The 26,711-nt window shown below is 54.7% G+C and carries 23 protein-coding genes; 17 read left to right on the top strand and 6 right to left on the bottom strand.

The window, feature by feature from the left end; all coding sequences use genetic code 11:
• Positions 1 to 19: 19 nt before the first annotated feature.
• Positions 20 to 550 carry a disulfide bond formation protein DsbB gene (dsbB, locus tag IP581_RS13265; RefSeq protein WP_097399595.1) on the bottom strand — a complete coding sequence of 177 codons (531 nt, stop codon included), beginning with the start codon at positions 548 to 550 and terminating at the stop codon, positions 20 to 22.
• A gap of 332 nt (positions 551 to 882) precedes the next feature.
• Here dsbB and fadR point away from each other — a divergent pair, with 332 nt between their 5' ends.
• Positions 883 to 1,602, top strand: coding sequence for a fatty acid metabolism transcriptional regulator FadR (fadR, locus tag IP581_RS13260; RefSeq protein WP_086874115.1), 720 nt, complete (start codon positions 883 to 885; stop codon positions 1,600 to 1,602).
• A gap of 33 nt (positions 1,603 to 1,635) precedes the next feature.
• Here the strand turns inward: fadR and IP581_RS13255 are convergent, their stop codons facing one another.
• Positions 1,636 to 3,168 (bottom strand): SpoVR family protein, encoded by a 1,533-nt coding sequence (locus tag IP581_RS13255; protein ID WP_193820596.1) that lies wholly within the window; start codon positions 3,166 to 3,168, stop codon positions 1,636 to 1,638.
• Between the two features lie 277 nt (positions 3,169 to 3,445).
• Between IP581_RS13255 and IP581_RS13250 the strand changes: the two genes are divergently transcribed.
• Together IP581_RS13250 and dadX are read left to right on the top strand one after the other, a co-directional pair.
• Positions 3,446 to 4,786: a D-amino acid dehydrogenase gene (locus IP581_RS13250; protein ID WP_407659154.1), complete on the top strand. Its 1,341-nt coding sequence runs from the start codon at positions 3,446 to 3,448 to the stop codon at positions 4,784 to 4,786.
• A gap of 18 nt (positions 4,787 to 4,804) precedes the next feature.
• Positions 4,805 to 5,875 carry a catabolic alanine racemase DadX gene (dadX, locus tag IP581_RS13245; protein WP_193820594.1) on the top strand — a complete coding sequence of 357 codons (1,071 nt, stop codon included), beginning with the start codon at positions 4,805 to 4,807 and terminating at the stop codon, positions 5,873 to 5,875.
• A 15-nt stretch (positions 5,876 to 5,890) separates the two neighbouring features.
• On the opposite strand, the gene IP581_RS13240 is transcribed toward dadX, so the two are convergent.
• Complete coding sequence (locus IP581_RS13240; protein WP_086874118.1) at positions 5,891 to 7,624, bottom strand: potassium/proton antiporter; 1,734 nt, start codon at positions 7,622 to 7,624, stop codon at positions 5,891 to 5,893.
• A gap of 123 nt (positions 7,625 to 7,747) precedes the next feature.
• Positions 7,748 to 8,659 carry a muramoyltetrapeptide carboxypeptidase gene (ldcA, locus tag IP581_RS13235; protein ID WP_193820593.1) on the bottom strand — a complete coding sequence of 304 codons (912 nt, stop codon included), beginning with the start codon at positions 8,657 to 8,659 and terminating at the stop codon, positions 7,748 to 7,750.
• Positions 8,660 to 8,759: 100 nt separating this feature from the next.
• Between ldcA and emtA the strand changes: the two genes are divergently transcribed.
• Complete coding sequence (gene emtA, locus IP581_RS13230; RefSeq protein ID WP_086874120.1) at positions 8,760 to 9,371, top strand: membrane-bound lytic murein transglycosylase EmtA; 612 nt, start codon at positions 8,760 to 8,762, stop codon at positions 9,369 to 9,371.
• On the opposite strand, the gene ycgR is transcribed toward emtA, so the two are convergent.
• Positions 9,372 to 10,103 carry a flagellar brake protein YcgR gene (gene ycgR, locus IP581_RS13225; RefSeq protein ID WP_086874121.1) on the bottom strand — a complete coding sequence of 244 codons (732 nt, stop codon included), beginning with the start codon at positions 10,101 to 10,103 and terminating at the stop codon, positions 9,372 to 9,374.
• 210 nt (positions 10,104 to 10,313) lie between these two features.
• Between ycgR and IP581_RS13220 the strand changes: the two genes are divergently transcribed.
• Positions 10,314 to 10,568: a GlsB/YeaQ/YmgE family stress response membrane protein gene (locus tag IP581_RS13220; protein ID WP_017457007.1), complete on the top strand. Its 255-nt coding sequence runs from the start codon at positions 10,314 to 10,316 to the stop codon at positions 10,566 to 10,568.
• A 70-nt stretch (positions 10,569 to 10,638) separates the two neighbouring features.
• On the opposite strand, the gene IP581_RS13215 is transcribed toward IP581_RS13220, so the two are convergent.
• Positions 10,639 to 12,360, bottom strand: coding sequence for an alpha,alpha-trehalase (locus IP581_RS13215; protein ID WP_193820592.1), 1,722 nt, complete (start codon positions 12,358 to 12,360; stop codon positions 10,639 to 10,641).
• A gap of 984 nt (positions 12,361 to 13,344) precedes the next feature.
• Here IP581_RS13215 and IP581_RS13210 point away from each other — a divergent pair.
• From IP581_RS13210 to IP581_RS13155, 12 genes are all read left to right on the top strand, one after another.
• On the top strand, positions 13,345 to 13,836 hold the full coding sequence (locus IP581_RS13210) for a hypothetical protein (protein WP_086874123.1): 492 nt from the start codon (positions 13,345 to 13,347) through the stop codon (positions 13,834 to 13,836).
• A gap of 23 nt (positions 13,837 to 13,859) precedes the next feature.
• On the top strand, positions 13,860 to 14,366 hold the full coding sequence (gene tssJ / locus IP581_RS13205) for a type VI secretion system lipoprotein TssJ (protein ID WP_193820591.1): 507 nt from the start codon (positions 13,860 to 13,862) through the stop codon (positions 14,364 to 14,366).
• 24 nt (positions 14,367 to 14,390) lie between these two features.
• Positions 14,391 to 15,734, top strand: coding sequence for a type VI secretion system baseplate subunit TssK (gene tssK, locus IP581_RS13200; RefSeq protein ID WP_193820590.1), 1,344 nt, complete (start codon positions 14,391 to 14,393; stop codon positions 15,732 to 15,734).
• Between the two features lie 17 nt (positions 15,735 to 15,751).
• Complete coding sequence (locus IP581_RS13195) at positions 15,752 to 16,990, top strand: DotU family type VI secretion system protein (protein WP_086874124.1); 1,239 nt, start codon at positions 15,752 to 15,754, stop codon at positions 16,988 to 16,990.
• Between the two features lie 3 nt (positions 16,991 to 16,993).
• Positions 16,994 to 20,605 carry a type VI secretion system membrane subunit TssM gene (gene tssM / locus IP581_RS13190; protein ID WP_193820589.1) on the top strand — a complete coding sequence of 1,204 codons (3,612 nt, stop codon included), beginning with the start codon at positions 16,994 to 16,996 and terminating at the stop codon, positions 20,603 to 20,605.
• An 18-nt stretch (positions 20,606 to 20,623) separates the two neighbouring features.
• On the top strand, positions 20,624 to 21,334 hold the full coding sequence (tagF, locus tag IP581_RS13185; protein ID WP_086874126.1) for a type VI secretion system-associated protein TagF: 711 nt from the start codon (positions 20,624 to 20,626) through the stop codon (positions 21,332 to 21,334).
• An 11-nt stretch (positions 21,335 to 21,345) separates the two neighbouring features.
• Positions 21,346 to 22,359, top strand: coding sequence for a type VI secretion system protein TssA (gene tssA, locus IP581_RS13180; protein ID WP_086874127.1), 1,014 nt, complete (start codon positions 21,346 to 21,348; stop codon positions 22,357 to 22,359).
• Positions 22,360 to 22,433: 74 nt separating this feature from the next.
• Positions 22,434 to 22,958 (top strand): type VI secretion system contractile sheath small subunit, encoded by a 525-nt coding sequence (gene tssB / locus IP581_RS13175; RefSeq protein ID WP_016495653.1) that lies wholly within the window; start codon positions 22,434 to 22,436, stop codon positions 22,956 to 22,958.
• A 3-nt stretch (positions 22,959 to 22,961) separates the two neighbouring features.
• A complete protein-coding gene (gene tssC, locus IP581_RS13170) occupies positions 22,962 to 24,464 on the top strand; it encodes a type VI secretion system contractile sheath large subunit (protein WP_017457015.1) in 1,503 nt (500 codons plus the stop codon).
• Between the two features lie 39 nt (positions 24,465 to 24,503).
• Positions 24,504 to 24,941, top strand: coding sequence for a Rap1a/Tai family immunity protein (locus tag IP581_RS13165; protein WP_193820588.1), 438 nt, complete (start codon positions 24,504 to 24,506; stop codon positions 24,939 to 24,941).
• Between the two features lie 249 nt (positions 24,942 to 25,190).
• Entirely contained in the window at positions 25,191 to 25,673 is a 483-nt protein-coding gene (locus IP581_RS13160; RefSeq protein ID WP_017457017.1) for an Hcp family type VI secretion system effector, read from the top strand.
• Positions 25,674 to 25,876: 203 nt separating this feature from the next.
• Positions 25,877 to 26,710: a peptidoglycan-binding protein gene (locus IP581_RS13155; protein WP_097399604.1), complete on the top strand. Its 834-nt coding sequence runs from the start codon at positions 25,877 to 25,879 to the stop codon at positions 26,708 to 26,710.
• Position 26,711 lies beyond the last annotated feature (1 nt).

Below are 26,711 nucleotides of genomic sequence, written 5' to 3'. Positions count from 1 at the left end.
CTCCCGAAGGAGCGTTCTGTTAACGACCAAACAGGTCACGTTTTTTCGGTTTAAACGGCTGGGCAATCAGCACCAGCAGCGCAACAACCAGATAAGCGACAAAAATACCCAGTAACCATTGTGGCATTTCCAGTGTCAGGAATGACCACTGGCGCTCGGCACAGTCGCCGGAAGCAACAAACACCTGCGGCAGCCATTTATCCAGCGGCAGCCAGGTCGGAAAACGCGCGGCAAAATCGCACGTCATAAACGGCGAGGGATGTAACTGGATCATCGTATGTTCCCAGGCCAACTGGATGCCGCGCCACGCGCTGTAGATCCAGATAGCCAGAGCGACATAACGTAATGGTGTTTTCGGCGCAATGGCCCCGACAATACCCGCGCCCATTACGCCAAAGAGCGCGCTGCGCTCATAAATACACAGGACGCAAGGTTTAAGCAGCATGACATGCTGGAACCACAATGCGACCATTTCCAGCGCCAACGCTGTTAGCGCCATCAAAATCCAGGCACCGCGCCCGCGTGAGCACCCGTTTAAATATCGCAACATAATCATTTCCCTGGGAGATGCGTAGACAAAGCAGTGTAAACGAAATCATTGCGCAGGCCACTAGCGGGTAAGAAAATAATGCATAATCGAATGTTTATCATGCGAAAAGTCAAACCTGGCAACAAAGTGCTGCCATTTACGCAACAAAATATCCGGCGTCCTGCGGCGTCACGAGTTCGTATTAAAGCCCTGCCGCTGTTGCGGATAAGCGCCGTTAAATCGCCAAAATGGATCCCCGATCCCCTTTTTTCTTCATGAGGTACGCTATCTGCACCGGGTGCGGTCTGGTATGATGAGTGTCCTTTGCTTAGCTGTGTAATGGAAATCTCTCTATGGTCATTAAGGCGCAGAGCCCGGCGGGTTTCGCGGAAGAGTACATCATTGAAAGTATCTGGAATAGTCGCTTCCCTCCAGGGTCGATTCTTCCGGCTGAACGCGAACTCTCTGAACTGATTGGCGTCACTCGTACCACATTGCGTGAAGTTTTACAGCGCCTCGCCCGTGATGGCTGGCTGACAATTCAGCACGGCAAACCGACAAAAGTGAACAACTTCTGGGAAACCTCCGGGCTGAATATTCTGGAAACGCTGGCGCGTCTCGATCACGAGAGTGTTCCGCAACTGATCGATAACCTGCTTTCGGTGCGTACCAACATTTCCACGATTTTTATTCGCACTGCGTTTCGTCAGCATCCGGAAGACGCGCTGAAAGTGCTGGCCAGCGCGCGTGAAGTTGAAGATCATGCCGATGCCTTCGCTAACCTGGATTACAACATTTTCCGCGGTCTGGCCTTTGCATCCGGTAACCCGATTTATGGTTTAATCCTTAATGGCATGAAAGGACTCTATACGCGAATTGGTCGCCACTATTTCTCAAGCCCGGAAGCCCGCAGCCTGGCGCTCGGTTTCTATCATCAACTGGCGCAAGTGTGCGAACAGGCGCAGCATGACAAAGTCTACGAAGTCGTGCGTCGGTATGGGCATGAAAGTGGTGAGATCTGGCATCGCATGCAGAAAACGATGCCGGGTGATTTAGCCTTACAAAGCCGATAAGCAAAGAAAACCCCTCAACAGAGGGGTTTTTCATTACAGGCTGTTGGGGCGGGGCGGGCAACGTTCCAGTAACTCCACACTACCATCTTCGTTTTGCTGTTCCAGCAACACATCAAAACCCCACAAACGATGCACATGTTTCAGCACTTCGCGGCGGCCCTTATCGAGCGGCGCGCGGTTGTGCGGAATATAGCGCAGCGTCAGCGAACGGTCGCCGCGCAGATCCACATTCCACACCTGGATGTTGGGCTCAAGGTTGCTGAGATTATATTGTGACGACAGCTTCGAGCGGATCTCCCGGTAACCCTCTTCATTATGGATAGCGGCGATCTCAAGGTAATTGTTACGGTCATCATCCAGTACGGTAAAGAAGCGGAAATCACGCATGATCTTCGGCGACATAAACTGGCTGATAAAGCTTTCATCTTTGAAATCGCGCATCGCGAAATGCAGCGTTTCCAGCCAGTCCGAACCGGCAATATCCGGGAACCAGTAGCGGTCTTCCTCAGTTGGCGACTGGCAAATACGCTTAATATCCTGGAACATCGCGAAGCCCAGCGCATACGGGTTAATGCCGCTGTACCACGGGCTGTTATAGGGCGGCTGGAACACCACATTGGTGTGGCTGTGCAAAAATTCCAGCATAAAGCGGTCGGTCACTTTGCCTTCGTCATAGAGGTGATTAAGGATGGTGTAGTGCCAGAACGTCGCCCATCCTTCGTTCATCACCTGCGTCTGTTTTTGCGGGTAGAAATACTGGCTCACTTTACGCACAATGCGCAGGATCTCGCGTTGCCACGACTCCAGTAACGGCGCATTTTTTTCCATAAAATAGAGCAAGTTTTCCTGCGGCTCCGCCGGGTAGCGACGCGCTTGCGCGATAGTGATTTCTTCTTCGCGTTTGGGCAGGGTGCGCCACAGCATATTCACCTGGCTTTGCAGATACTCTTCACGACTTTTCTGCCGTGCCTTCTCCTCCTGCAACGAGATTTTCTGCGGGCGTTTGTAACGATCGACGCCGTAGTTCATCAGCGCATGGCATGAGTCGAGTAACTTTTCCACTTCGTCCACACCGTAGCGTTCTTCACAATCGGTGATGTATTTACGCGCGAAAATCAGGTAGTCGACAATCGAGCTGGCATCGGTCCAGCTGCGGAATAAATAGTTGTTTTTAAAGAAAGAGTTGTGCCCGTAGCAGGCGTGCGCCATCACCAGCGCCTGCATGGTAATGGTGTTCTCTTCCATCAGATAAGCGATGCAGGGGTTAGAGTTGATGACTATCTCGTAGGCCAGCCCCTGTTGCCCATGCTTATAAAGCCGCTCGGTTTCAATAAATTTCTTGCCGAACGACCAGTGAGGGTAATTGATCGGCATGCCGACGCTGGAATAAGCGTCCATCATCTGCTCTGAGGTGATCACTTCGATTTGGTGCGGATAGGTATCCAGCCGATAAAGTTTCGCCACCCGGTCAATCTCTGCCAGGTAATCATCCAGCAGTTCGAAAGTCCAGTCGGGTCCATCGCTCAGACGAATAGAATCCTTATTCATTGAGTCAATCGTAGCCATTAGCGCGCCCTCGTTGTTAACGACACTCTCTGTATGGAGCGTCTCATTTCAAGCATAGAACACGCAATTAAATCTGTACCTAAGCCATAAATTTTTCTTCGCGATTTTTCATCACATCAACGGCGTAAATAGCAAGTGTTGCGAAATATTATGCTGCGGCGAAAAGTCGTGCAGCAGGAGATGCTAAATAACAGAAACCCTTGTCATACGGCGAAGCTGTGAGGAAGCTCACCATAAAAAAGCCATATGTTGAATAATATTTTCATCTGGGTTATCAATTTGTAATCAGATGATCGTGCTTTACTCACAGGAGAGGGATATGCGAGTTGTTGTATTAGGCAGTGGCGTGGTGGGTGTCACCAGCGCCTGGTATTTACGCCAGGCCGGGCATGACGTCACGGTGATTGATCGCCAGCCTGGCCCCGCGCAGGAAACCAGCGCCGGTAACGCCGGGCAGATCTCACCGGGCTACGCTGCGCCCTGGGCGGCTCCAGGTGTGCCGTTAAAAGCGATTAAATGGATGTTCCAGCGCCACGCGCCGCTCGCAATTAGCCTTGATGGCACCTCATCGCAACTGAAATGGATGTGGCAGATGCTGCGTAACTGCGACACGCGCCACTATATGGAAAACAAAGGGCGCATGGTGCGCCTGGCGGAATACAGCCGTGATTGCCTGAAACTGTTGCGCGAAACCACCGGCATTCAGTATGAAGGGCGGCAGGGCGGCACATTGCAGCTCTTTCGCACTGCGGAGCAGTATGAAAACGCCACGCGCGATATTGCCGTGTTGCAGGATGCCGGCGTGCCTTATCAATTGCTGGAGTCTGCGCGGCTGGCGGAAGTCGAACCCGCGCTGGCTGAAGTTGCACACAAACTGACCGGCGGTTTGCGTCTGCCAAATGATGAAACCGGTGACTGCCAGCTTTTCACCCAGCAACTGGCGCAGATGGCGGAACAGGCGGGCGTGGCGTTTCGTTTTAACACGCCGGTGGATCGCCTGCTATACGAAGGCGAGAACATCTACGGTGTGAAGTGCGGTGAAGAGGTGATCAAGGCCGACGCGTATGTGATGGCATTTGGCTCCTGGTCTACCGGCTTACTGAAAAACATCGTCGACATCCCGGTGTATCCACTGAAAGGGTATTCATTAACGATCCCCATTGCCGAAGAAGACGGCGCGCCAGTGTCAACGATCCTTGATGAAACCTACAAAATTGCCATTACCCGCTTTGATCAGCGTATTCGCGTCGGCGGCATGGCGGAAATCGTCGGGTTTAATACTGAACTGCTGAAACCACGCCGCGAAACGCTGGAGATGGTGGTGCGCGATCTTTTCCCGCGTGGCGGATTTGTCGAGCAGGCAACCTTCTGGACCGGCCTGCGCCCCATGACGCCAGACGGCACGCCAGTTGTCGGACGCACACCGTATAAAAATCTGTGGCTGAATACCGGGCACGGCACCCTTGGCTGGACGATGGCTTGCGGTTCCGGCCAACTGCTAAGCGACCTGATGTCCGGCAGCACCCCTGCGATTGCTGCCGATGATTTAAGCGTGGCGCGCTATATGCCAGGTTTTACCCCTGTGCGCGCCCGGCATTTGCACGGTGCTCATAACTGATTCGAAGAAGGAATAGGAATGTCTCGTCCGGTTCTCGCCACGCTTGATTTAACGGCGCTGAGCAATAATTTACAGGTCGTGCGCCGCGCGGCACCCGCCGCAAAAGTCTGGTCGGTGGTGAAGGCGAACGCGTATGGCCACGGTCTGGATCGTATCTGGCGCGCCCTCAACAGCACAGATGGCTTCGCGATGCTCAATCTTGAAGAGGCAATTTTGCTGCGCGAACGCGGCTGGAAAGGGCCGATTCTGATGCTGGAAGGGTTTTTCCATGCCGATGAACTGCCGCTGTTTGACAAATATCGCCTGACGACCAGCCTGCACAGCAACTGGCAGATCAAAGCCTTGCAGGACGCACGCCTGCAAGCGCCGCTCGATGTTTACCTGAAGATCAACAGCGGCATGAACCGGCTCGGTTTTATGCCTGAACGCGTACATACCGTGTACCAGCAACTCAACGCCTTAACCAACGTAGCAACGGTGACGCTGATGTCCCATTTTGCTGAAGCGGAGCGGGCTGACGGTATCGCCGCGCCGCTGGCGCGCGTTGAACAGGCGGCTGAGGGTATTGACGCGCCGCGCTCGCTGGCTAACTCTGCCGCCACGTTATGGCACCCCGAAACGCATTATGACTGGGTACGCCCCGGCGTAGTGCTGTATGGCGCTTCGCCATCGGGCGCGTGGCAGGATGTCGCCAACAGCGGTATCCGCCCGGTCATGACGCTCAGCAGCGAGATCATTGCCGTGCAGACGCTAAAAGCCGGTGAGACGGTGGGGTATGGTTGTCGTTATCGTGCGCAGAGCGAGCAGCGTATTGGTGTTGTCGCCTGCGGTTATGCCGACGGCTACCCGCGCATCGCGCCTTCCGGCACGCCAGTACTGGTGGATGGCATTCGTACCGGCATTGTTGGCGCGATCTCAATGGATATGCTGACGGTGGATTTAACCCCGTGCCCGCAGGCCGGCATTGGTACGCCGGTTGAGCTCTGGGGTAATGAGATAAAAATCGATGAAGTGGCGGCGGCGGCCGGAACGGTAGGGTATGAGTTGATGTGCGCCCTGGCGCCGCGTGTACCGGTTGTGACAGTGTAACTTAATGCGAGGCGGTTATTCCGCCTCGTCTTCTGCCACGCGAACGCCGACTTTCAGTACGGCATTATCGGCTTTTTCCGCTACTGTCCAGATCATCCCAGCGAACTCGACCTGATCCCCCACGACTGGCGCGGCACCCAGCAGTTGCTGCACAATATCGCCCAGCGTTTGCTGGCTTTCACGATACTCCAGCCCATCTTCCAGGCCGTAAATCAGCGCCACATCGGCAAATTTCGCGTCGGCTTCAAGGATAAAATCACCGAAGAATCGCTGATCCAGCGCCACCGGCGGAGACTGGCTAAACAGTTTCCCGAGCGCGGGGAGATCGCTTTCGCGGCCAATTACGCATAACACATCACCTTCACGCAGCCGGGTGCTGCCGGTGGGGTGCAGAAGGCTATTGTCACGAAATAGCGCGGCAATGCGCGTATCCGCAGGCATATGTAAATCGCGCAGCGCGGCACCCACGCACCATTTATCCGCACTGAGTTGATAAACGAACTGCTCAAACGGGTTGTCCGGATGAATATCCAGACCAACCCGGGAGACCGGCCAGCCAACCGGCGGCACGACAACTTTGGCTTTTTTCGCTGCCCACGAGAGTGACGTTCCCTGGAAAAGCAGCGAGATTAACACCACGAAGAAGGCGACATTAAAGAACAGGCGCGCGTGATCAAGCCCGGCCATCATCGGGAAGGTGGCGAGAATAATCGGCACTGCGCCGCGCAGACCCACCCAACTGATAAAAACGCGTTCGCGCAGGTTAAAACCGCGAAACGGCAACAGACTGGCGAACACGGACAGAGGGCGGGCAACAAAAATCATCCATGCCGAGAGGATGAGTGCGGAGGCCGCAATCGGCAACAAATCAGACGGTGTGACTAACAACCCGAGCACCAGGAACATGGCGATTTGCGCCAGCCAGGCCAGACCATCAAAGTTTTGCAGGATGCCGTAACGGTTACGGATAGGGCGGTTGCCCAGCACAAAACCACACAGGTAGACCGCCAGAATGCCGCTACCGTGCAGGGCCGTGGTTAAGGCGAAAACCAGAATCCCGCCGCTCAGCGCCAGCAGCGGGTAAAGACCCGGCGGCAGAGAGATGCGGTTAATCATCTGCTGCAACAGATAACCGCCCAACCCGCCGAGCAGAATACCGAGACCAAACTCCCGCACAATATGCACCAGGAACATGATATCGAGGTCAGCGTTGTGCTTCTGGATCATCTCAATCAGCGTGATGGTGAGGAACACCGCCATCGGATCGTTGCTGCCGGATTCGATTTCAAGCGTTGAGCCGACGCGTTCGTTCAGCCCTTTACCGCCGAGCAGCGAGAACACCGCAGCGGCATCGGTGGAGCCAACAATCGCGCCGATCAAAAAGCCTTCCATAATATTGAGCTTGAACAACCAGGCCGCCATCATCCCGGTTAAGCCTGACGTGACCAGCACACCTATGGTTGCCAGGGAAAGCGCGGGACCAAGCGCTACGCGAAACGAGCTGGCGCGGGTACGCATGCCGCCATCAAGCAAAATGATCGCCAGCGCGAGGTTACTGACCATGTAAGCAAACGGGTAGTTATCGAACGGAATACCGCCGATACCGTCAACACCGGCTAACATACCGATTGCCAGAAAGATAACCAGAATGGGAATACCAAGGCGGGAGGAGAAAGAGCTTAATAAAATACTGCAGGTTACAAGAACTGAACCCAGAATAAACAGACTGATTATCGCCTCAGCGTCCAATGGTGTGCATCTCCTTAATTTTCACCGTGCTGGATCCCGGGCGGCGTTGACCGGCCGGGTTGAATAGTGCGCCATATAATAACGGCAGAAACAACGTTTTAATAAGCGCATAAAGGGCTTTTTTTACATCAAGATCGTGGGATGACCCGATAAGGTCAGTTGCGTCTTTTCAGCATGTTGCAACCGGGCATGCGCGCCGAGCGGCAGTGTGACGGTCTGCGGTTCATGACCAAACGCCAGCCCGCTGACAACCGGGATCGTCAATTGCGCACGCAGATAGTCGATCATCTTATTAAGATTGTAGCCCGCATCGTAATCGTTGGGTTGCGCCAGTGAGAAACTGCCGAGGATCAGCGCCCGTTGCTGCGCCAGAATGCCGGCGTGCAACAACTGCAACAGCATGCGTTCCACGCGGTAGGGATGTTCATTGATGTCTTCCACGACCAGAATACCGCCGGGTATAGAAGGCAGCCAGGGCGTACCAATCAGCGAGGTTAACATCGCCAGATTTCCCCCCCACAGGAGGCCTGCCACGTCACACTGCGGGCCTTCACCGTGCCACTCGATAGTGAAGGTTTCATTGCTGATAGCTCGCCAGAAGTGCTCTGCCGTAAAGGTATCCAGCGTTTCGGCACCGAAATTTCCCGCCAGCATTGGCCCGCTAAAGGTGATGACCTTTCCGTGTGCCAGCAACCCAAGTTGAATGACGGTGAAATCGCTATGGCCGCAAATCAGCAGCGGGTGATGCTGCTGGCGCGCTACCAGCGCCTGCCAGTCGATATCCGGCAGCAGACGGCTGGCGCCGTACCCTCCGCGCACCGGCATCACGATAATGTTTTCACCCGGCAATTGCGCCAGTGCGTTGATATCCGCCAGTCGTTCTTCGTCACGCCCGGCGAAACGCTCATGACGGCGGGTAATGACGTGTTGGTTGTTAACCTGATGTCCCTGCTGAGTAAGACGTTCGACGCCACGCGCCGCTGCGTGCTGGTTAATGCAATAGCCGGAAGGGGCAATCAGGTGGAAGGTGGACATGGCAATTCCTTGCTGACATCTATAGGGAAACGGTTATCATGCCGCTAACCTGTGTCGTTGTCATCCGTCGCCGATGACACTTATAGAAGGATTAGCTTGCGTGAAATTGAGATGGTTTGCTTTTTTAGTGGTACTGCTCGCCGGATGTAGTTCAAAGCAGGATTATCGTAACCCGGACTGGAACCCGGAAGTTCCGGTAAAACGCGCAATGCAGTGGATGCCCATCACCGAAAAAGCCGGTGCAGCCTGGGGCGTCAGCCCGCAATTGATCACCGCGATGATTGCCGTGGAATCCGGCGGTAATCCTAATCTGGTCAGTAAATCAAACGCTGTTGGTCTGATGCAGCTTAAAGCCTCCACCGCCGGGCGCGAAGTTTACCGTCATATGGGCTGGAGCGGACAACCGTCCACCAGCGAACTCAAAAACCCGGAACGCAACATCTCCATGGGGGCGGCTTATTTGAGTATTCTCGAGCATGGGCCGCTGGCCGGCATCCGCGATCCGAAAGTGATGCAGTACGCGCTGGTGGTCTCGTATGTGAATGGCGCAGGCGCGCTACTGCGGACATTTTCGTCCGACAGAAGCGAAGCCATTGAAGAGATAAATGATTTAAGCGCAGACGCGTTTATGAAGCATGTGGCGGAAAACCACCCCGCGCCGCAGGCGCCGCGCTATATCTGGAAAGTGCAAAAAGCGATGGATGCGATGTAATTAGCGCACCCGGTTGGCGCGTTCGCGCGCCTCGCGCTCCAGGGCAAAAATAATGCGCTGGAGCTCGCGCTCCACGCCCGGGCTGACATTCAAAAAGCGAAAACTCAGGCGCGGCGTAACAATGGTTTCATTCTTGCCATCAACGACTTTACGCTCGCCAATCGCAATCAACTGGGCGTCAAAATAGAACTGCCCCCACGACGCCATATCCAGTTCCACTTTGGAAAAACGCATGCCTGGTTGTAACGCGGCAGGCGCTTCGCCATCCAGCAGGGCGCCCATGCCACCTAATGACAGGTCGAACAAACGAAAGCGGATCTCGCTTTTATCCGGCATAAAGGCTTTACAAAAATAGGCCGGGTGGAGCGGGGCGCTGATGCGAAAATATTCACGGCGTTGAATAAACCACAGCGTTTCCGGAAGCGGAGTAATAAAAGCAGGTAACGCCTGAAAATCGCCGGCAGAAAGTTTTGTCAGTGTGAATTCGACTTTGGCGCCGTGTGTTTCAGCGGTCACGGTCACTTTTCCGGCACGCTGTACTGCGTTGTTCTCGTACTCCTGGCTACCAAAATCCATGATCAGCTCTTCTGGATTCACTTCCAGTATCTTACTGATGAACTGACCGCTACCCCAGGTAATGCACACGGGTACCTGGTTTTTTTGCAGGTCGCGTAACACGCCCAGCACGGCCAGAGGATTTTGTTTCAGGAACTGCTCACTGTAATTGCTCACGCCGAATGGCTCCTTGATGGCTGACACACCTTCGTTGCGTTATCGGCATTTTCAGCAAGAACTTAATACAAATAACGTAATTATTTTCGTAATCCGTTTGAATTAAGTCTGTGAGATGAAAATGTTTTATGACCGACAACTATACTGTAGCTAACGCGTCGCCGAAGTGGTATGGGCGCGTCAACAAGACTAACAGAAGGAGAGAGAAACATGGGCATTCTCGCGTGGATCGTTTTTGGCCTGATTGCTGGCGTTATTGCGAAATTGATTATGCCAGGACGGGATGGGGGCGGTTTCATTCTGACTTGTATCCTTGGGATCGTCGGGGCCGTGGTCGGCGGCTGGCTCGCGACACAATTTGGCTATGGCGGAGATATTACTGGCTTCAACTGGCACAGCTTCCTTATTGCGGTGCTGGGTGCGATTGTTGTGCTGGCCGTATTCCGGCTGTTCAGACGAGGTTAACCGCCTGTTCATCCGTTTTTGAGACAAAAAAGCCGCAACATGATTGTTGCGGCTTTTTACTGCGTGCGGATTACTGCGCGACGGCTTGCTGCTGTTTTTGCGGCTGCGTCGTCGTTTCCACCTTCGCGGCAGGCTGCTGTGCGGGCTGCGTTTGCGGGACGCTGTCGCACGGTTTCTCTTTCGGGCAGATCAGGTCGAGCATTTTCAGCGTCACACCGTTCGTCCAGCCGAAACCGTCCTGCAACGGATATTCGCCTCCGCCGCCACCAGTACCGGTCGTGCTGACATCATATTTCTCGACCAGCTTTTTCTCACGATCATAGGTGTGCTGCACATTGGTCAGAAAACGCCAGCTCACTTCCATCGCCAGTTTCTGCTGATCGTAATTTTGCAGCCCAGCTGTTGCCACCCATTGCAGCGGTGCCCAGCCATTCGGCGCATCCCACTGCTGGCCGCTGTTTACCGTGGTGGTCGCAATTCCCCCTGGTTTCAGCAACCGTTCTTTTGCCGCGCTGGCCACTTTATCGGCGCGATCTTTGGCGGCGGCATTAACAAACAACGGGTAAAGCGCCGCGGCTGTCAGCTGATTACGCACCTTCTTCGTCTTCAGATCGTAATCCGCGTACCAGCCCTCTTTTTCATTCCACAGATTGGCTTCAATGCCTTTCTGACGCGCGTTCGCCAGTGCATCATACTGGCTTGCTTTTGCGCTATCGCCGGCGGCCTGATAACCACGGGCGAGCATTTTTTCCATCTTGAACATCAGCGCATTCAGATCGACCGGCACAATGCTGGTGGTCCGGATAGTCCCAAGCTGATTGGGATCGTCCATCCAGCGGGAGCTAAAATCCCAGCCCGACGCGGCGGCAGAACGCAAATCGCGGTAAATCTCGGTAGCCGGGCGATTGGGGTTATTTTTTGCCGTCGTCACATCATCCAGCCACGACTCCGGGCGCGGCGTATCGCGATCGTCCCAGTAGCGGTTCAGCACGCTGCCATCGCTGAGCTTAACCACGCGCTTACTGGCCTGGCCTGGTTGCAGTGTATCCGCACCTTCCATCCAGTACTGGTACTCTTTTTCCATTTGCGGCAGCCAGGTTTTCAGCGCCTCATCACCGTCGTGCGTGGCCAGCAGTTCCACCATCAACGAGAAGAATGGCGGCTGCGAGCGGCTCAGGTAGTAGCTGCGGTTGCCGTTAGGAATATGACCCCAGGTATCGATTTCATGGCCAAAGTTGGTGACCATGTCTTCAATCTTGTCCCAGTGGCCGCTCTCGGCGAGGCCAAGCATCGTGAAATAGCTATCCCAGTAATAGACTTCGCGAAAACGTCCACCCGGCACCACATACGGTTTTGGCAGTGGCAGCAGCGAATCCCACTTCCCGGCGCTGTCGGTGGTGCGTGTTAACACCGGCCACAGCCCGTCGATATGTTCACGCAGGTTTTGCCCTTCAGGCGGAACATATTTTTCCCCCTCTTTGGGCAGCGTAAAGTTCACATTCACAAAGTGGCGTAAATCGAAACTGGTTTGCGTGCGTTGCATGCGGTAATCGGCGAGGATCATCAGCGGGTCGCCTTTCGGCACAGCATCAGCGAAGGTTTTTTGATCGGGGAATAGCTTAGCGCTTTGCACATCGCTAAACAGCGGACCGAACAGAATATCCGGTGGCTGCGGCGAGTTTTGCGCCTCGGTGGCGAAAGTGTGAGGCGCAGAGGCGAGTAACGCGCCGCCTAACGCGATTTGCAGTACCAGCAGCAGGGCGCGCGGCCGGTGTAGAACAGGTCTTGTCATCGATTATTCTCCTTAGCGGGTGCACAGCGGTGCTGCCGCAATCAACCTTGCACAAAACCATAGTCGAAACTGAAACAAATCGTGTGTCGCGTTTGGCATTTTGCACGATTCCAGACAATTTCCCCGTTTGGCTGGCAGAGTAGGAGGGCGGATTTTTATGCGATCCGCGCACGAATAGTGCGCGCCAGTTGCATATTTGTTCGCCATGAGCCTTTTATTTATTTGCTCAAAGGCGCATTGCGGGTAAATAGTGCGCTGAATCAATTCTGCTGAAAGGGTTCATTTATTACCTGTTCACAAGAATTAAGTATGACTACACAATTTAAAGAGGGGGGACGTTTCATATGAAAGTAAAAAATGTTTCCGCGCAGGAACTGTTACACCCTTGACTATCTTGCCAGGGAAATAATCTTTTTTTGTTCAATATATTTTGCCTATCAACGCAGAAATAACACCTTTGCCTGTCTTTTATGTTAATCCGCACTTTTATTCCGGTAATTTCACTACTAAATATCGTAGGGTTTATCACATTAAATTAGCTTTTAGGATTCATCCTATCCCGCAACTTAAAATATATGCTATTGGATTGTGATTAATAATATCTATTAATAATCAGCCATTTATGCAAAGATCGCGCACCGTTATTAACGTGGTGGGTTGGCATCTTTAGGGATTATCATCTAAAGTGAAATTCTTTCTTGAGAATTGTCCTAATTTGCAAAAAAATTAAATAATAGTATTTCAACAGGTCGGAGATCATATTGAATTGAATAACCTGATCTGTAAAATTGTGTCACGATAGTCAATGAAAAGTAATATTATTGCGGCCTGTCCCTGCGACAGACTCATGCGGTAGCTATGCCTTTTATTCATTATCTGAGCGTTTAACTGGACATGGATTTGCGTCATTTAGAGCGATTTAAATACCCTTTCCAAAACGCTCCAGGTCAACACAGTAATATATTTGCAATGGAAAAAAACGTTATGAACATGCGAATGGTATTGGCTCTTCTTTTTGTCTTTGGCGTTTCGGCTTGTAAAGCGCCACCTAAGCCCGCCCCGACCGATGACACCATCGTCACCAGCGAAGTGAACGGTGTCACGCTGACACACCGCTACGCGGTTATTCCGCCGAAGGAATTCCAGCCTATCAAACAAGACTATCGCGCGCTTTACCCGGCGTCGGTGATGAGCACGCCGGATTTCGGCGGCAAAGTGATTCGCCAGCTGCAAGCCGGTAAAACCTATGTGGTGCTGGGCCAGGTTGAACACTTCTGGATGGCGCTGGCCGATGAAGGTCAGGAAGAGCTGATTGGTTATGTGCCGATGCGTGCCGTAGTGAAAAGCGAACTGTACGAAAAAACCCTGCGCGATGACAAACGCCGCGTCGTGCGTAAAAAACAGACCTGCGTGACTGTCGATGGCAGCGGTAAGGCTTGCAAAAACGCCAACTCCGGAACGTGGATCATCAATTAATCCAGCCGTGACGAGTACCTGGTATGAATAATAATTCGGTTGTACGCCAGATTAGCCTGGTGTTTTTCTTTGTGCTGGCCACCCTGGCCAGCGGTTGTGGCTCCTCTTCACACAGCGTACCTACCAGCTATAACCTTCAATTCAGGGCTCATCCGCAGATCAATGAGTCCGCTCCCCTTAAAGTCAGGGTGTTGCTGTTGAAATCGGACGCGACATTTATGTCCGCCGATTTCTGGTCGCTGCAAAACAACGCAGATAGCGTACTTGGCGCCAACCTGCTGAACAGTGATGAATTTTTCCTGATGCCCGGCCAGTTGTCGAAAACGCTGAGTGGTAAAAGCGCGCCCGACGCGCGTTACATCGGCGTGATGGCCGAGTATCAGGCGCTGGATGGCAAAAAATGGCGGATGTCCTTACCGCTCCCGGTACAGGGAGAGACGCACTTCTACGAATTCTGGAAATCCTCGTCTGACGAACTGGAAGCCAACATCTTCCTCGACATCAATGGCATCCGCGTGATTTCCAAATAGCGCCAGTCTTAACAGGAAAACCGTATGAACAAAGCAGAAAAGGTCGTGTGGACCGAAGGTATGTTTCTGCGCCCTCATCACTTTCAGCGTGCGGAAAGCTATCTGCAACACCATATTCGCGAGTGGGGGACACTGCAGCGCCCGTATCTTTGGGGCTACCTTGATATCGAGCTCGACGATGCCATGCTGCGCCAGGGCTGTATTGCCCTGAGTTATGCCAGCGGTTTACTGCCGGATGGTACCTTCTTCTCATTCCACGATGCTCGCCAGGCGCCCACACCGCTGGCTATCCCTGACAACATCAACAATGAGCGTGTGGTGCTGGCGCTGCCGGCCCGTCGCGGCGGGCGTGATGAGGTGATCTTCAGCGAAGAGAAAGACTCGCTGGCGCGTTATGTCACCTGGGAAAGCGAAGTCGATGACGATAACGCCATGTCAGTAGGACCGGCGGCGGTACAGTTTGGCCGTCTGCGGCTGAAACTGATGCTGGAAAAAGATCTCTCGGCAGAGTGGACGGCGATCGGTGTCGCGCATGTCGTAGAAAAACGTAACGATAACCACGTTCGTATTGATAGCCGTTATATTCCGCCGATGCTGAATGCGGTTAACAATCCGGCGATTTACGCCATTATCAACGATCTGCAAAGCCTGCTGATGCAGCGTAGCCAGCAGATTGGCCAGCGTCTGCGTCAGCCGGGGCGTTTTAATACCTCCGAAATGGTGGAATTCACGCTGCTGGCGTTGATTAACCACCATGTCGGCCAGGTTTCCCATCTGAAAACGTTGCCGATGATCCATCCGGAAGAGTTGTGGCGTAGCTGGCTGGCGTTTGCCACCGAGCTGACCACCTGGACCGCCTCGCGCGCGCCGGAAGAGACGCTGCCGGTTTATGACCATGACGATCTGGCCGGCTGTTTTGGCAAGTTACAACTGATGCTGCGCAACGGATTGTCTCTGGTGATGGAAGAGCACGCCATCCAGTTACCGCTTACCGAACGCACGCATGGGTTGAATATCGCCACCTTGCCGACCACCACCATGGCGCGCGAGTTTGGTTTCGTGCTGGCAGTGAAAGCCAGCGTGCCAGGCGAAATTCTGCAAACCCATTTCCCGGCACAGATGAAAGTCGCGCCGGTGACCAAAATCCGCGACCTGGTGCAGTTGCAACTGCCGGGTATGAAGCTGCGCACCATGCCGGTCGCGCCGCCGCAAATTCCGTGGCATGCCGGTTACAACTATTTCGAACTGGAAAAGGGCGGCGAGCTGTGGAACGAAATGGAGAAATCGGGGGCTTTCGCCCTGCATCTGGCAGGTGAATTCCCGGGTCTTGATATGGAGTTTTGGGCCATCCGTAGCCCGACTGAATAATACAGCGAGCGCACAATATGCAGGAACAACAAGCCTCCGGCAGCGATGCCGCTCTGGCAGGAGCAAGTGGCAACAATCCTTTGGTCGCGGCCGCCAACCCGCTACTTAACGCCATACCGCAGATCCGCTATTCCGTTTCTCATGATGATCAAAGCGGTCTGCGCCAGCACTTGATTGATGAAATTCGCCGTTTTGAAGTGCGCTGCCAGCAATCCGGGCTGGCCTATGAAGTGATCGTCGGCGCCCGTTACTGTTTATGCACCGCGCTGGATGAAGCGGCGGCGCTCACTCCGTGGGGAAGCCGTGGCGTCTGGTCCGGTAGCGGTCTGCTGGTGACCTTTCACAACGAAACCTGGGGCGGGGAGAAATTCTTCCAGCTGCTGGCGCGCTTATCGCAAAACCCGCGCGAGCATATCGCGCTGCTGGAGCTGATCAACTTCTGCCTGTTACTCGGTTTCGAAGGGCGTTACCGGGTGATGGACAATGGCCGCACGCAACTGGAAACCATCAAACAGCGCTTGTGGCAGATGATTCGCGGTGTGCGTGGCAACTATCCGCCGCCGTTGTCGCCGCACCCGGAAGATCAACCGGTGATGCGCAAATTGTGGCGTCCGGTGATCCCGCTGTGGGCTTGTGTCGGGCTGGCGGGTTTTCTCGCCTGCCTGTTCTATATCGTGCTCAACTGGCGTCTGGGTGACAGCACCAACCCGGTGCTGGCGAAAATTTATCAGACTCAATTGCCGGAAGCTTCCATTGAGCAACCGGTACAAAACGTGCAGCCGGTGCTTAACCTGCGCGCGTTTCTGCGCCCGGAAATTGAGGCAGGGCTGGTGGCGGTACGCGATGAAGCCGATCGCAGCGTCGTGACGCTGAAAGGTGATGGCCTGTTCGCTTCCGGATCGACCGTCGCACGCGAAAGCTATGAACCGGTTATCGATCGTGTGGCGCAGGCGATGAACAACGTGAGCGGGAAAATTCTGGTGGTCGGCTTTAGTGACAACGTGCCGATCCGCAGTGCGCGTTTCGCCTCGAACTACGAGCTGTCGCTGGAGCGTGCGCGTTCTGTGCAGTCGCTGTTGCAAAAACACCTGTCGCAACCGGCGCGCGTGAAAGCGGAAGGGCGAGGGGAGATGAACCCAATAGCGCCGAACAACTCGGCTGAAAACCGCGCCCGTAACCGCCGCGTTGAGATTACTTTGCTGGTGTCGCCGGGAAATACGGCCGCCGAGCTGAACGGATTGCCGCAAGGAAACTAAAGGATGAATATGTTGCTTTCATTGCTGACCAACCGCATTTTGTGGGGTTTCCTTGGCGTAACGGGGCTGGCCGCAGTTATCTGGATGATTGGCCCGCTGCTCTCCGTCGTGGACTCCCGCCCGCTTGAGTCTGAGCAAAACCGCATGATCACCATTGCGGTGATGTACCTGATTTGGGTTCACAGCCACATTGTGCCGCGTCTCTACAACGCCTGGCTCAACCGCAAGCTGATGGACAACCTGAAAAGCGAAGAAGCGAAAGATCCGGTTGAGCGCAAACGCCTCAATAACGAAGATCAAGTGCTGAACGAGCGTTTCGAAGAAGCCGCGCAGGTGCTGAAAAAAGCGCACTTCAACCAGCCCGGTCAGCGCGGACAGTGGGCGCAGCGCTTCAGTACCCAGTATCTGTATCAGTTGCCGTGGTATGTCATTATCGGTGCGCCGGGTTCCGGCAAAACCACCGCGCTAGTGAACTCCGGTCTGCAATTCCCGCTGGCCGATCGCTTTGGTAAAACCGCGCTGCGCGGTATTGGCGGTACGCGTAACTGTGACTGGTGGTTTACCAACGAAGCGGTACTGCTCGATACCGCCGGGCGCTATACCACGCAAGAGAGTGAGCAGGTTCAGGATGCGAGCGAATGGCTGAAGTTTCTGGGCCTGCTGCAAAAGTATCGCCGTCGCCAGCCGATTAACGGCGTGATTGTGACGGTGAGCATTGCCGATCTGCTCACCCAGTCCGCCGAGGCGTCGCGCGAACAGGCGCTCAACCTGCGCCAGCGTTTAACCGAACTGCATGAACAACTGGGTATTCGTTTCCCGGTGTATGTGCTGGTTACCAAAGCGGACTTGCTGAAAGGTTTTCGCGCCTACTTTGCTGGCTTTGATAAAGCGCAGCGCGATCAAATCTGGGGTTTCACCTTCCCGTGGGAAAAAGCCAAACTGGCGGATTTCGACCTGCAGGGCAGCTTTCTTCAGGAGTTCGCGCTGCTGCAACAGCGTCTGGACGCGGCGCTGCCGGATACGCTGCTGCGCGAAAGCGATGCGCAGGCCCGCGCGGAATGTTTCCTGTTCCCGCAGGAGTTCGCCGCGCTGCGCCCGCTGCTGGCTGATTACCTGAACACCATTTTTGCCCGCTCCAACTTTGAAACCGAGTTCTCCCCGCGCGGCATCTATTTTGCCAGCGGTACGCAGGAAGGCCTGCCGTTTGACCGCGTGATGGGCGAGCTGAACCGCGCGCTGTCGCTGCCGCAAGGGAAATCGGGCGATAACTGGGATTCGGTCAGCAAAGAGGAGCCGGTGCCAGGCGGGAAAGGGCAGAGCTTCTTTATCAAGCATCTGCTGCAAAACGTGATCTTCCAGGAAGCCGGTATCGCCGGGCAAAACCGCTGGTGGGAACTGCGCAGCCGGGCGGTGATTTGGTCGGGCTACGCGGCGCTGCTGGCGCTGTTGATTATTATCAGCGCCTTGTGGTTCACCAGTTACGGCAATAACCGCGATTATCTGGATGAAGTGCAGGCCAAAGTGCCAGCGCTCGATCAACAAATCAAAGCGCTGCGTAACCGCCAACAGGGCGATCTCTTTGCCTTGCTGCCGCTGCTTAATGGCCTCTCCGCGCTGCCGGAAAGTGAGAAGTTTGACGTCAATAATCCGCCGATCACCCGCCGTATGGGGCTGTATCGCGGTAACGATGTCGCCGACGCCTCGCAAACGCTGTACCAGAAAGCGCTGCAACAGATGCTGCTACCGGAAGTGGCGATGCGCATCACCACCTGGTTGCGTAACGACAACGGCAGCGATGTGGAATACAGCTATGAAGCGCTGAAAGCCTATCAAATGCTGTATCAGCCGAAGCATTACGACGGTAAATTCCTGCATTCTTGGGTGATGCTCAATCTGCAACGTAACCTGCCGCAGAACGTCACCAAAGCACAGTTAAGCCAGCTTGAGTGGCACCTGGCGCAACTGCTGGAGCCGCAAATTCAGTCCTCGCCGTATGCCAAAGACGAGGCGCTGATTAGCCGCGAACAGGCATTAATCAACCAGCAACCGCTCTCCACCCGCGTTTACGGGCGACTGAAACGCCTGCTGGAGCGCGATGAAAACCTGAAACAGGTTTCGCTGGCGTCGCTGGGCGGCCCGCAGAGCGAGCTGGTCTTTTCCCGCAAAAGCGGCAAGCCGGTCGGTGAAGGGCTGCCGGGGTTGTATACCCCGGAGGGTTACTGGAACAGTTTCAATGCGCAAATCGCGCCGGTCACCGCCTCGCTGCATGAAGATGATGTATGGGTGCTCGGTTCCACCACGCAAGCAGAAGACAAACAGCAAACCGATAACGCGGTGCGCCAGCTCTATGCGCGTGATTTTATCGCCATCTGGGATAACTTCTTAAGCGATATTCAGTTGAATAACAGCGCGGATCTGAACCAGCGCATCAACACCGCGCGTCTGCTTTCCGGGAATAACTCGCCGCTGCGCCGGCTGGTTATCAACCTCAGCCAGCAGTTGAAACTCAGCCGCGATGAGGTGGCTGACGGCAAAGAGAAAGCGCCGGAGAGCAGCAACCGTGGCACGCAGATGCTCGAAACGCTGTTCAGCAACCACGACAGCGCGTCAGCAACGGCAAACGCCGCCGCCAGCCAGACGCCGGAACAGCGTGTCACCGAACATTTCGCGCCAATCATTGAACTGGCGCAGCCGCTGGAAAAGGGCGGCAAGACCATTGTGTTTGATGATTTTCTCAAACAGGTTGATGAGCTTTATCGTTACCTGACCGCCGTGCAGGATGCCGCCAACAGCGGGATGCCACCGCCGGGCGGCGAAGCGATTAGCCGTTTGCAGGCCAGCGCCGGGCGTTTACCGGGCGGGCTGCAAACCATGTTCAGCAATATGGCGGTCGGCGCGAGCAGTGATACCCAGCGCCGGGATATGGAAAACGTGCGCAAGCGCATCAGTGTTGAAGTGGGCAGCTTTTGCCGCCAGGCGATTGCCGGGCGTTACCCGTTAGTGCGTTCCGCCAGCGCAGAAGTGACCCCGGACGATCTGGCGCGCATGTTTGCGCCGGGTACCGGTCTGATGGATGTCTTTTTTCGCGACAACCTGACCAACAAAGTCGATACCACCCAGGCAACCTGGCGTTTTATGCCGGGCATCGATGGTAAAACCTTGCCGGGCAGCGAAGGCGTGCTGGTGCCGTTTCAGCAGGCGCAATCCATTCGTGATGCGTTCTTTGCCAACGGCAGCGCAACCCCGTCGTTTCGCACCACGGTGCGTACGGTGCGCATGGATAACACCATCCTGAATATGACGCTGGATGTGGACGGGCAAATCCTTCGCTACAGCCACGGCCCGCAGGCGGTGCAAATCGTTAGCTGGCCGGGTTCCGGCGGCACCAATCAGGTGCGCATGCAATTAGGGCTGGCCAACGGCACAACGGCTACGCTTGTGACCAACGGTGCCTGGGCGCTGAACCGCTTTTTCGATAAAGCGCGCGTCAGCCCCGGCAGCAGCAGCCTGAGCCGCCAGGCGACATTCACGGTTGACGGACATCAGGTGACGCTGGAATTCGCGCCGAACAGCATCCGCAACCCGTTCCAGCTTCCACGTTTCGCATGTCCTTGAACTGCAAAGGAACGCCTAATGACTACGACTTCTGCAATTAGCTGGTATGGCAAACTGCCCAGTGCGGGCGATTTTTTACAACGCCGCTTTCCTGATGCGCTTCAGCGTCAGTGGTCCCACTGGTTCCAGGTGGGGTTGATGAACTGGCAGAAAGAAGAACAGCGGGCAAGCGACCGGCAGTTCAGCAATGCACCGATCTGGAATTTTGTCGTGCCGCCAATGCTCGGCGGGCAGCAGGTGCAAATGGGCTGCCTGCTGCCAGGGCGTGACAGCGTCGGTCGCCAGTATCCGCTGTGTGCGTTGATGGCGATTAACCCGCTGGAGTGGTCGCCGCGCCATTTAGCGAAGGCGGGCGACTGGTATGAACAACTCGGACGAACCATGCTGCATGCCGTGCGAAATGGTTTTTCGCCCGAACAGCTCGACCAGGCGCTGCTCTCCATTCCACCCGTACAACTGGTGGAGCCGGAAACGCGCTCGGAAATTCTGGATGTGATTGGTTATGACGGCGACGGCGAATCCACCATCGGCTGGCGACAGGCCGCCGAATGTTTTGATCCGCTGCGCCAGATAAGTTTCTGGTGGACCAACCGCAGCGATGGCTACCCGCTCTATACGCATGTGCACAGCGGCAATTTTACCGGCCAGCTATTCACGCTGTTGTTTGAGCCGGCGGGGGGCGCAAGACCCGGTCGCCACGGCCTCTACCCACCGATGTTTGAAGAATAAGCAGGTTGCGGATGACTATAGAATCGTTACTCGCTCCGGTCAGCCCGGAGCAACCGTGCGGTGAGAATCTGGAGTACGACGCCGATTTCCAGGCGATGGAGCAGGCGAGCCTCGGCAAGGCCGAGCAGCAGTTTGGCAGCACCATTATTCCCGCCGAACCGGCAGACTGGACGCGGGTGGAAAAACTGGCCACCGGGCTTCTGGCGCGCACCAAAGATATCCGCGTAATGATGGCATTAACCCATGCGTGGACTCGACGTCGCGGACTGGAAGGCTATGCTGATGGTTTAATGCTGTTAGGTCAGGCGCTGGCGCTGTACTGGGATCAACTCTGGCCTGCGCTGACGGACGGCGGTGAGTTCGATCCGTTTTATCGCATTAATGCGCTGGCGGGGTTAAGCGATAAGTCTTCGCTGACCACCACGCTGCGCCAGGCGACGCTTTTGCGCAGCAATGGTGATGAGCTAAACGTGCGCGACGCGCAGGCGTTGCTTGACGGCAGCAAAACGGAATGTGCAGGCTATCCTGGCGGTCGGGTGCGTCTGATTGATGAACTCACGCGCGGCGGTCAGCCGGGGGTTGAAGCCATTGGTCAAATCGAAGGGCGTCTGCAAACGATCCGTACATGGCTGCTCGAACAACTGGGCGAAAGCGGGGTGCCGGAAATGGAACAGTTACTCAAAACGGTCGGGTTGATAGCCGGCGTCAGCCGCGCTAACCGCACGCAAGAGCCACAGGCGACAGAACAAACGGCGCCTGCGGATAGCGCGCCGCAACCGGTCGTCGCCGCGCCGCTGGCGGCGCATACTGACTGGCGAACCGCGCAGGTTACCACGCGTGCCGATGCGCAACTGATGCTGGAAAAAGTGAAGCAATATTTCACCCAGCATGAGCCGAGCCACCCCGCGCCGTTGATGATTGACCGCGTACAGCGGCTCATCGAACTGGACTTTATGGAGATTATTCGCGATCTGGCGCCCGATGGCGTGAATCAACTGCAAAACATCTTTGGGCGTCAGGACTGACGCGTACCGAGTTATGACGGCAGGCGTGTTGCCGATCGTCAAACCTTCACCGCGCATATTCGATGGAGAACATCATGGCAATAAGTAACAGTGGTCAGAAATTTATCGCCCGCAACCGTGCCCCCCGCGTACAGATTGAGTACGACGTGGAAGTGTACGGCGCGGAGCGCAAAATCCAGCTTCCGTTTGTGATGGGCGTAATGGCGGATCTGGTAGGGAAACCGGTGGAGAACTTACCCTCTATTGAGGATCGTAAATTCCTCGAAATCGATGTCGATAACTTCGACGAACGCATGAAAGCGCTGAAACCGCGCGTGGCGTTCAATGTCGACAACACCCTGACCGGCGAAGGCCGTCTGAACGTCGATTTAACCTTCGACAGCATGGATGATTTCCTGCCGGACGCGGTGGCGCGCAAAGTTGAGCCGCTGAACAAACTGCTGGAAGCACGCACGCAGCTCTCCAACCTGCTGACCTACATGGACGGCAAAAACGGCGCGGAAGAGTTGATTGCCAAAGTGTTGCAGGACCCAACCCTGCTGAAATCGCTCAGCCAGTTACCGAACAGTGAAGACAGTGCGCAAGGTAAAGAGGAGTAAACCATGAGCAACCCTTCTCAACAGCAAGAATTGCAGCAGGGCGCACAGGCCTTTAGCCAGGATGAATTCAGCGCGCTGCTCAGCAAAGAGTTCCGTCCGAAAACGGACCAGGCGCGTTCCGCGGTAGAAAGCGCGGTGAAAACCCTGGCGCAACAGGCGCTGGAAAACACCGTCACGTTTTCCAGTGATACCTACCGCACCATTCAGAACCTGATTGCCGGTATCGATGAAAAACTGTCCCAGCAGATTAACCAGATCATCCACCACGAAGATTTCCAGAAACTGGAAAGCGCGTGGCGCGGTCTGAGCCATCTGGTGAACAACACCGAAACCGACGAGATGCTGAAAATCCGCTTTATGAGCATCTCCAAGCAGGAACTGGGCCGTAACCTGAAACGCTTTAAAGGCGTGGGCTGGGACCAGAGCCCGCTGTTCAAAAAAATCTATGAAGAAGAGTATGGCCAGTTTGGTGGCGAGCCGTTTGGCTGCCTCGTTGGCGATTACTATTTCGACCACAGCCCGCAGGATGTCGAACTGCTGGGCGAAATGGCGCGCATCGGCGCGGCGGCGCACTGCCCGTTCATTACCGGTACTGCGCCAAGTGTAATGCAGATGGAGTCCTGGCAGGAGCTGGCGAACCCGCGCGATCTGACGAAAATCTTCCAGAACACCGAGTACGCCGCCTGGCGTTCACTGCGCGAATCTGAAGATGCCCGTTACCTTGGCCTGGTGATGCCGCGCTTCCTGTCGCGTCTGCCATACGGTATTCGCACCAACCCGGTTGACAGCTTCGATTTCGAAGAAGAGACCGACGGCGCGAACCACAACAACTATTCGTGGGCGAACGCCGCGTATGCGATGGCAACGAACATCAACCGTTCATTCAAAGAGTACGGCTGGTGTACCTCGATTCGCGGTGTGGAATCCGGTGGTGCGGTGGAAAACCTGCCATGCCATACCTTCCCGAGCGATGACGGCGGCGTGGACATGAAGTGCCCGACCGAGATCGCCATCAGCGACCGTCGCGAAGCAGAACTGGCGAAAAACGGCTTTATGCCGCTTATCCACCGTAAAAACTCCGACTTCGCCGCGTTTATTGGCGCGCAGTCGCTGCAAAAACCGATGGAGTACCACGACGCCGACGCGACCGCTAACGCACGTCTGGCTTCGCGTCTGCCGTATCTGTTCGCCTGCTGCCGTTTTGCGCACTACCTGAAGTGCATTGTGCGCGACAAAATCGGCTCCTTCCGCGAGCGTGACGAAATGGAACGCTGGCTGAACGACTGGGTGATGAACTACGTCGATGGCGACCCGGCGAACTCCTCGCAGGAAACCAAAGCGCGTAAACCGCTGGCGGCGGCAGAAGTGCAGGTGCAGGAAATCGAAGACAACCCTGGCTACTACGCGGCGAAATTCTTCCTGCGTCCGCACTACCAGTTGGAAGGTCTGACGGTTTCTCTGCGTCTGGTATCGAAACTGCCATCGCTGAAAACCAAAGAGGCGTAAGCCAGGCGGGCCGGCTTCATTAACCACAAGGATGTGACGATGCGACAGCGCATTATGTTAGCCGGTCTGTTGTTCTGTTCAGCGTTAAGCTGGGCAGAACAGGATTACACCCCGCGCGCGCAGGCGTTGCCGCAGGACGATACGGCTAATTTTTTGCGCGACCCGGCGTTGCTTACCAGCCAGGATGTGAATATGTCCGGCGAGCGCTTTTTCAACGCCTGGACATCAAAAAGCAACGAGCGCGAGCGCATTAAAGCCGATCTCTATTTATTAGGCGTGCTGGATACCACGGAAGGGACAGTCTGGTGCAGTTACCGGCGGTTCAAATCCATCACGCTGCATGAAATTGTGTATAGCTACTTTCGCAGCTTGCCACCTGAGAGGCTGAAACAGGCGCGCGCGTCGAGGTTAATTATCGACGCGATGACGCAGCATCATGGTGGCTGTGAAAAAAACAAACCATCGCGCAATAAATAACGCGAGCGAATTATCTGAACGCTGATAGTGCTATTTCCGTAACGCCACGTCGTTATATTGGCGTCAGAATGTCATGAATTCTTTCTCTCAACCGAGGGAATGAGTGTTTCTGAACAGATGCATAATCTTTTCAGAATCAAACGAGGCAGAGGTAAAATATGGACGGTTTTATTCGGCCCCATGCTTACCCGTTTGCCATATAAGCGCTTTTTCGAAAGCAATATTTATCATTAACGAAGAGTAAATATTATGGCTATTGATATGTTTCTGAAGGTCGATGGAGTTACGGGTGAATCTAAAGACTCTAACCACACCGGCTGGACTGATATCACATCTTTTTCCTGGGGTGCTTCACAACCTGGAAATATGAGCGTTGGCGGTGGCGGCGGTGCCGGTAAAGTCAATTTTAATGACCTGCATGTTAACGCACTCATTGATAAATCCACGACGGCTATCCTGAAACATTGCGCCAGCGGCAAGCACTTGACCAAAGTTGAGCTGTCTGTCTGCAAAGCAGGCGGCCAGCAGGTTGAGTACGCGCGCATCACGCTGGAAGATGTGCTGGTGACCTCCGTTCAGTACACCGGTGCTGACAACGGCGACACCGTGGGCGTGACCTACGCATTCCAGGCGGCGAAAGTGAAACAGCAGTACTGGGAGCAGTCCTCCTCTGGCGGTAAAGGTGCTGAAACCAGCGCTGGCTGGAACATCAAAGAAAACAAAGAAGCGTAATTGCTGTGGTGAGCCCGCAAGGGCTCACCGTGTTTTTATTCTGCCAAATCACGATTTACTTATTACATTGCTGTCTCTTTTTAATATCGGATGAGTCGCGTTGTCCCCAACAGAATAATTTGCTACTCAAACGCAGCCGCTTTTATGAAAGCTGTTTCTTTTGAGTGCGTATAAATATTAAAAAATATTTTGAGGATGAACGAATGAGTGTTATGCGCAAGGGTGATCGTGGTACGAATGTTAAAGAGTTACAGCAGCTGCTGAATAAATCGGGAGCGAAAGTCGGTGAAGATGGTATTTTCGGCTTAAAGACCGAACTGGCTGTCAAACAATTCCAGGCGAAACAGAATTTACACGTCGATGGTATTGTCGGGCGACGCACCCTTGCGGCATTGGGTAAACCGGTCACCACCCGCGCGCCGCAGCCGCCTATCTCCGGCAGCGCCGGGCGACAGGCTGTCGGTGCGATGGATATCTCCGCCAGTGGCATGACCTTTATTTTTCATCGCGAAGCCTGGGCAAACAAAAGTTGTTACCTGCACTGGCCTGGCGGCGCGAGCGGCGTGACGCTTGGACCGGGCTACGATATGAAAGAGCGCTCTGAGCAGTCCGTTAAAGCGAAAATGATTGAAATCGGCGTTGATGCGATCACCGCAGAAAAGATCAGCAAAGCGGCGGGATTAAAAGATGATAAGGCCAGTCAGTTTGTCGCCGATAACGCCAAACTGGTGCGCCTTACCGCCGATCAGGAGACCAATTTACTGCGTGCCACCGTTCCGCCGTACGTTAACGCGGTGAGAAATGGTATTTTTGTGCCGCTCAAGCAGTATGAATTCGACGCGCTGGTCTCCTTTGCGTATAACCCAGGCGGACGGCTTAACAACGTGTTTGGTTTTATCAACCGCGGGCAGATCTCTGACGCGATGACGGAAATTAAACGCGCGAATACCAGTAAACACAAAGTTATGAAGGGTTTGATTAATCGTCGTAATTTTGAAGTGAATCTTTTCTTAAACGGCGACTACGGGACAAATTGAT

The organism is Kosakonia pseudosacchari, from assembly GCF_015167415.1.
Lineage (GTDB): Bacteria > Pseudomonadota > Gammaproteobacteria > Enterobacterales > Enterobacteriaceae > Kosakonia > Kosakonia pseudosacchari.
Note: the sequence above shows the minus strand (reverse complement) of the source record. Positions and strands in the feature narration are given on the sequence as shown.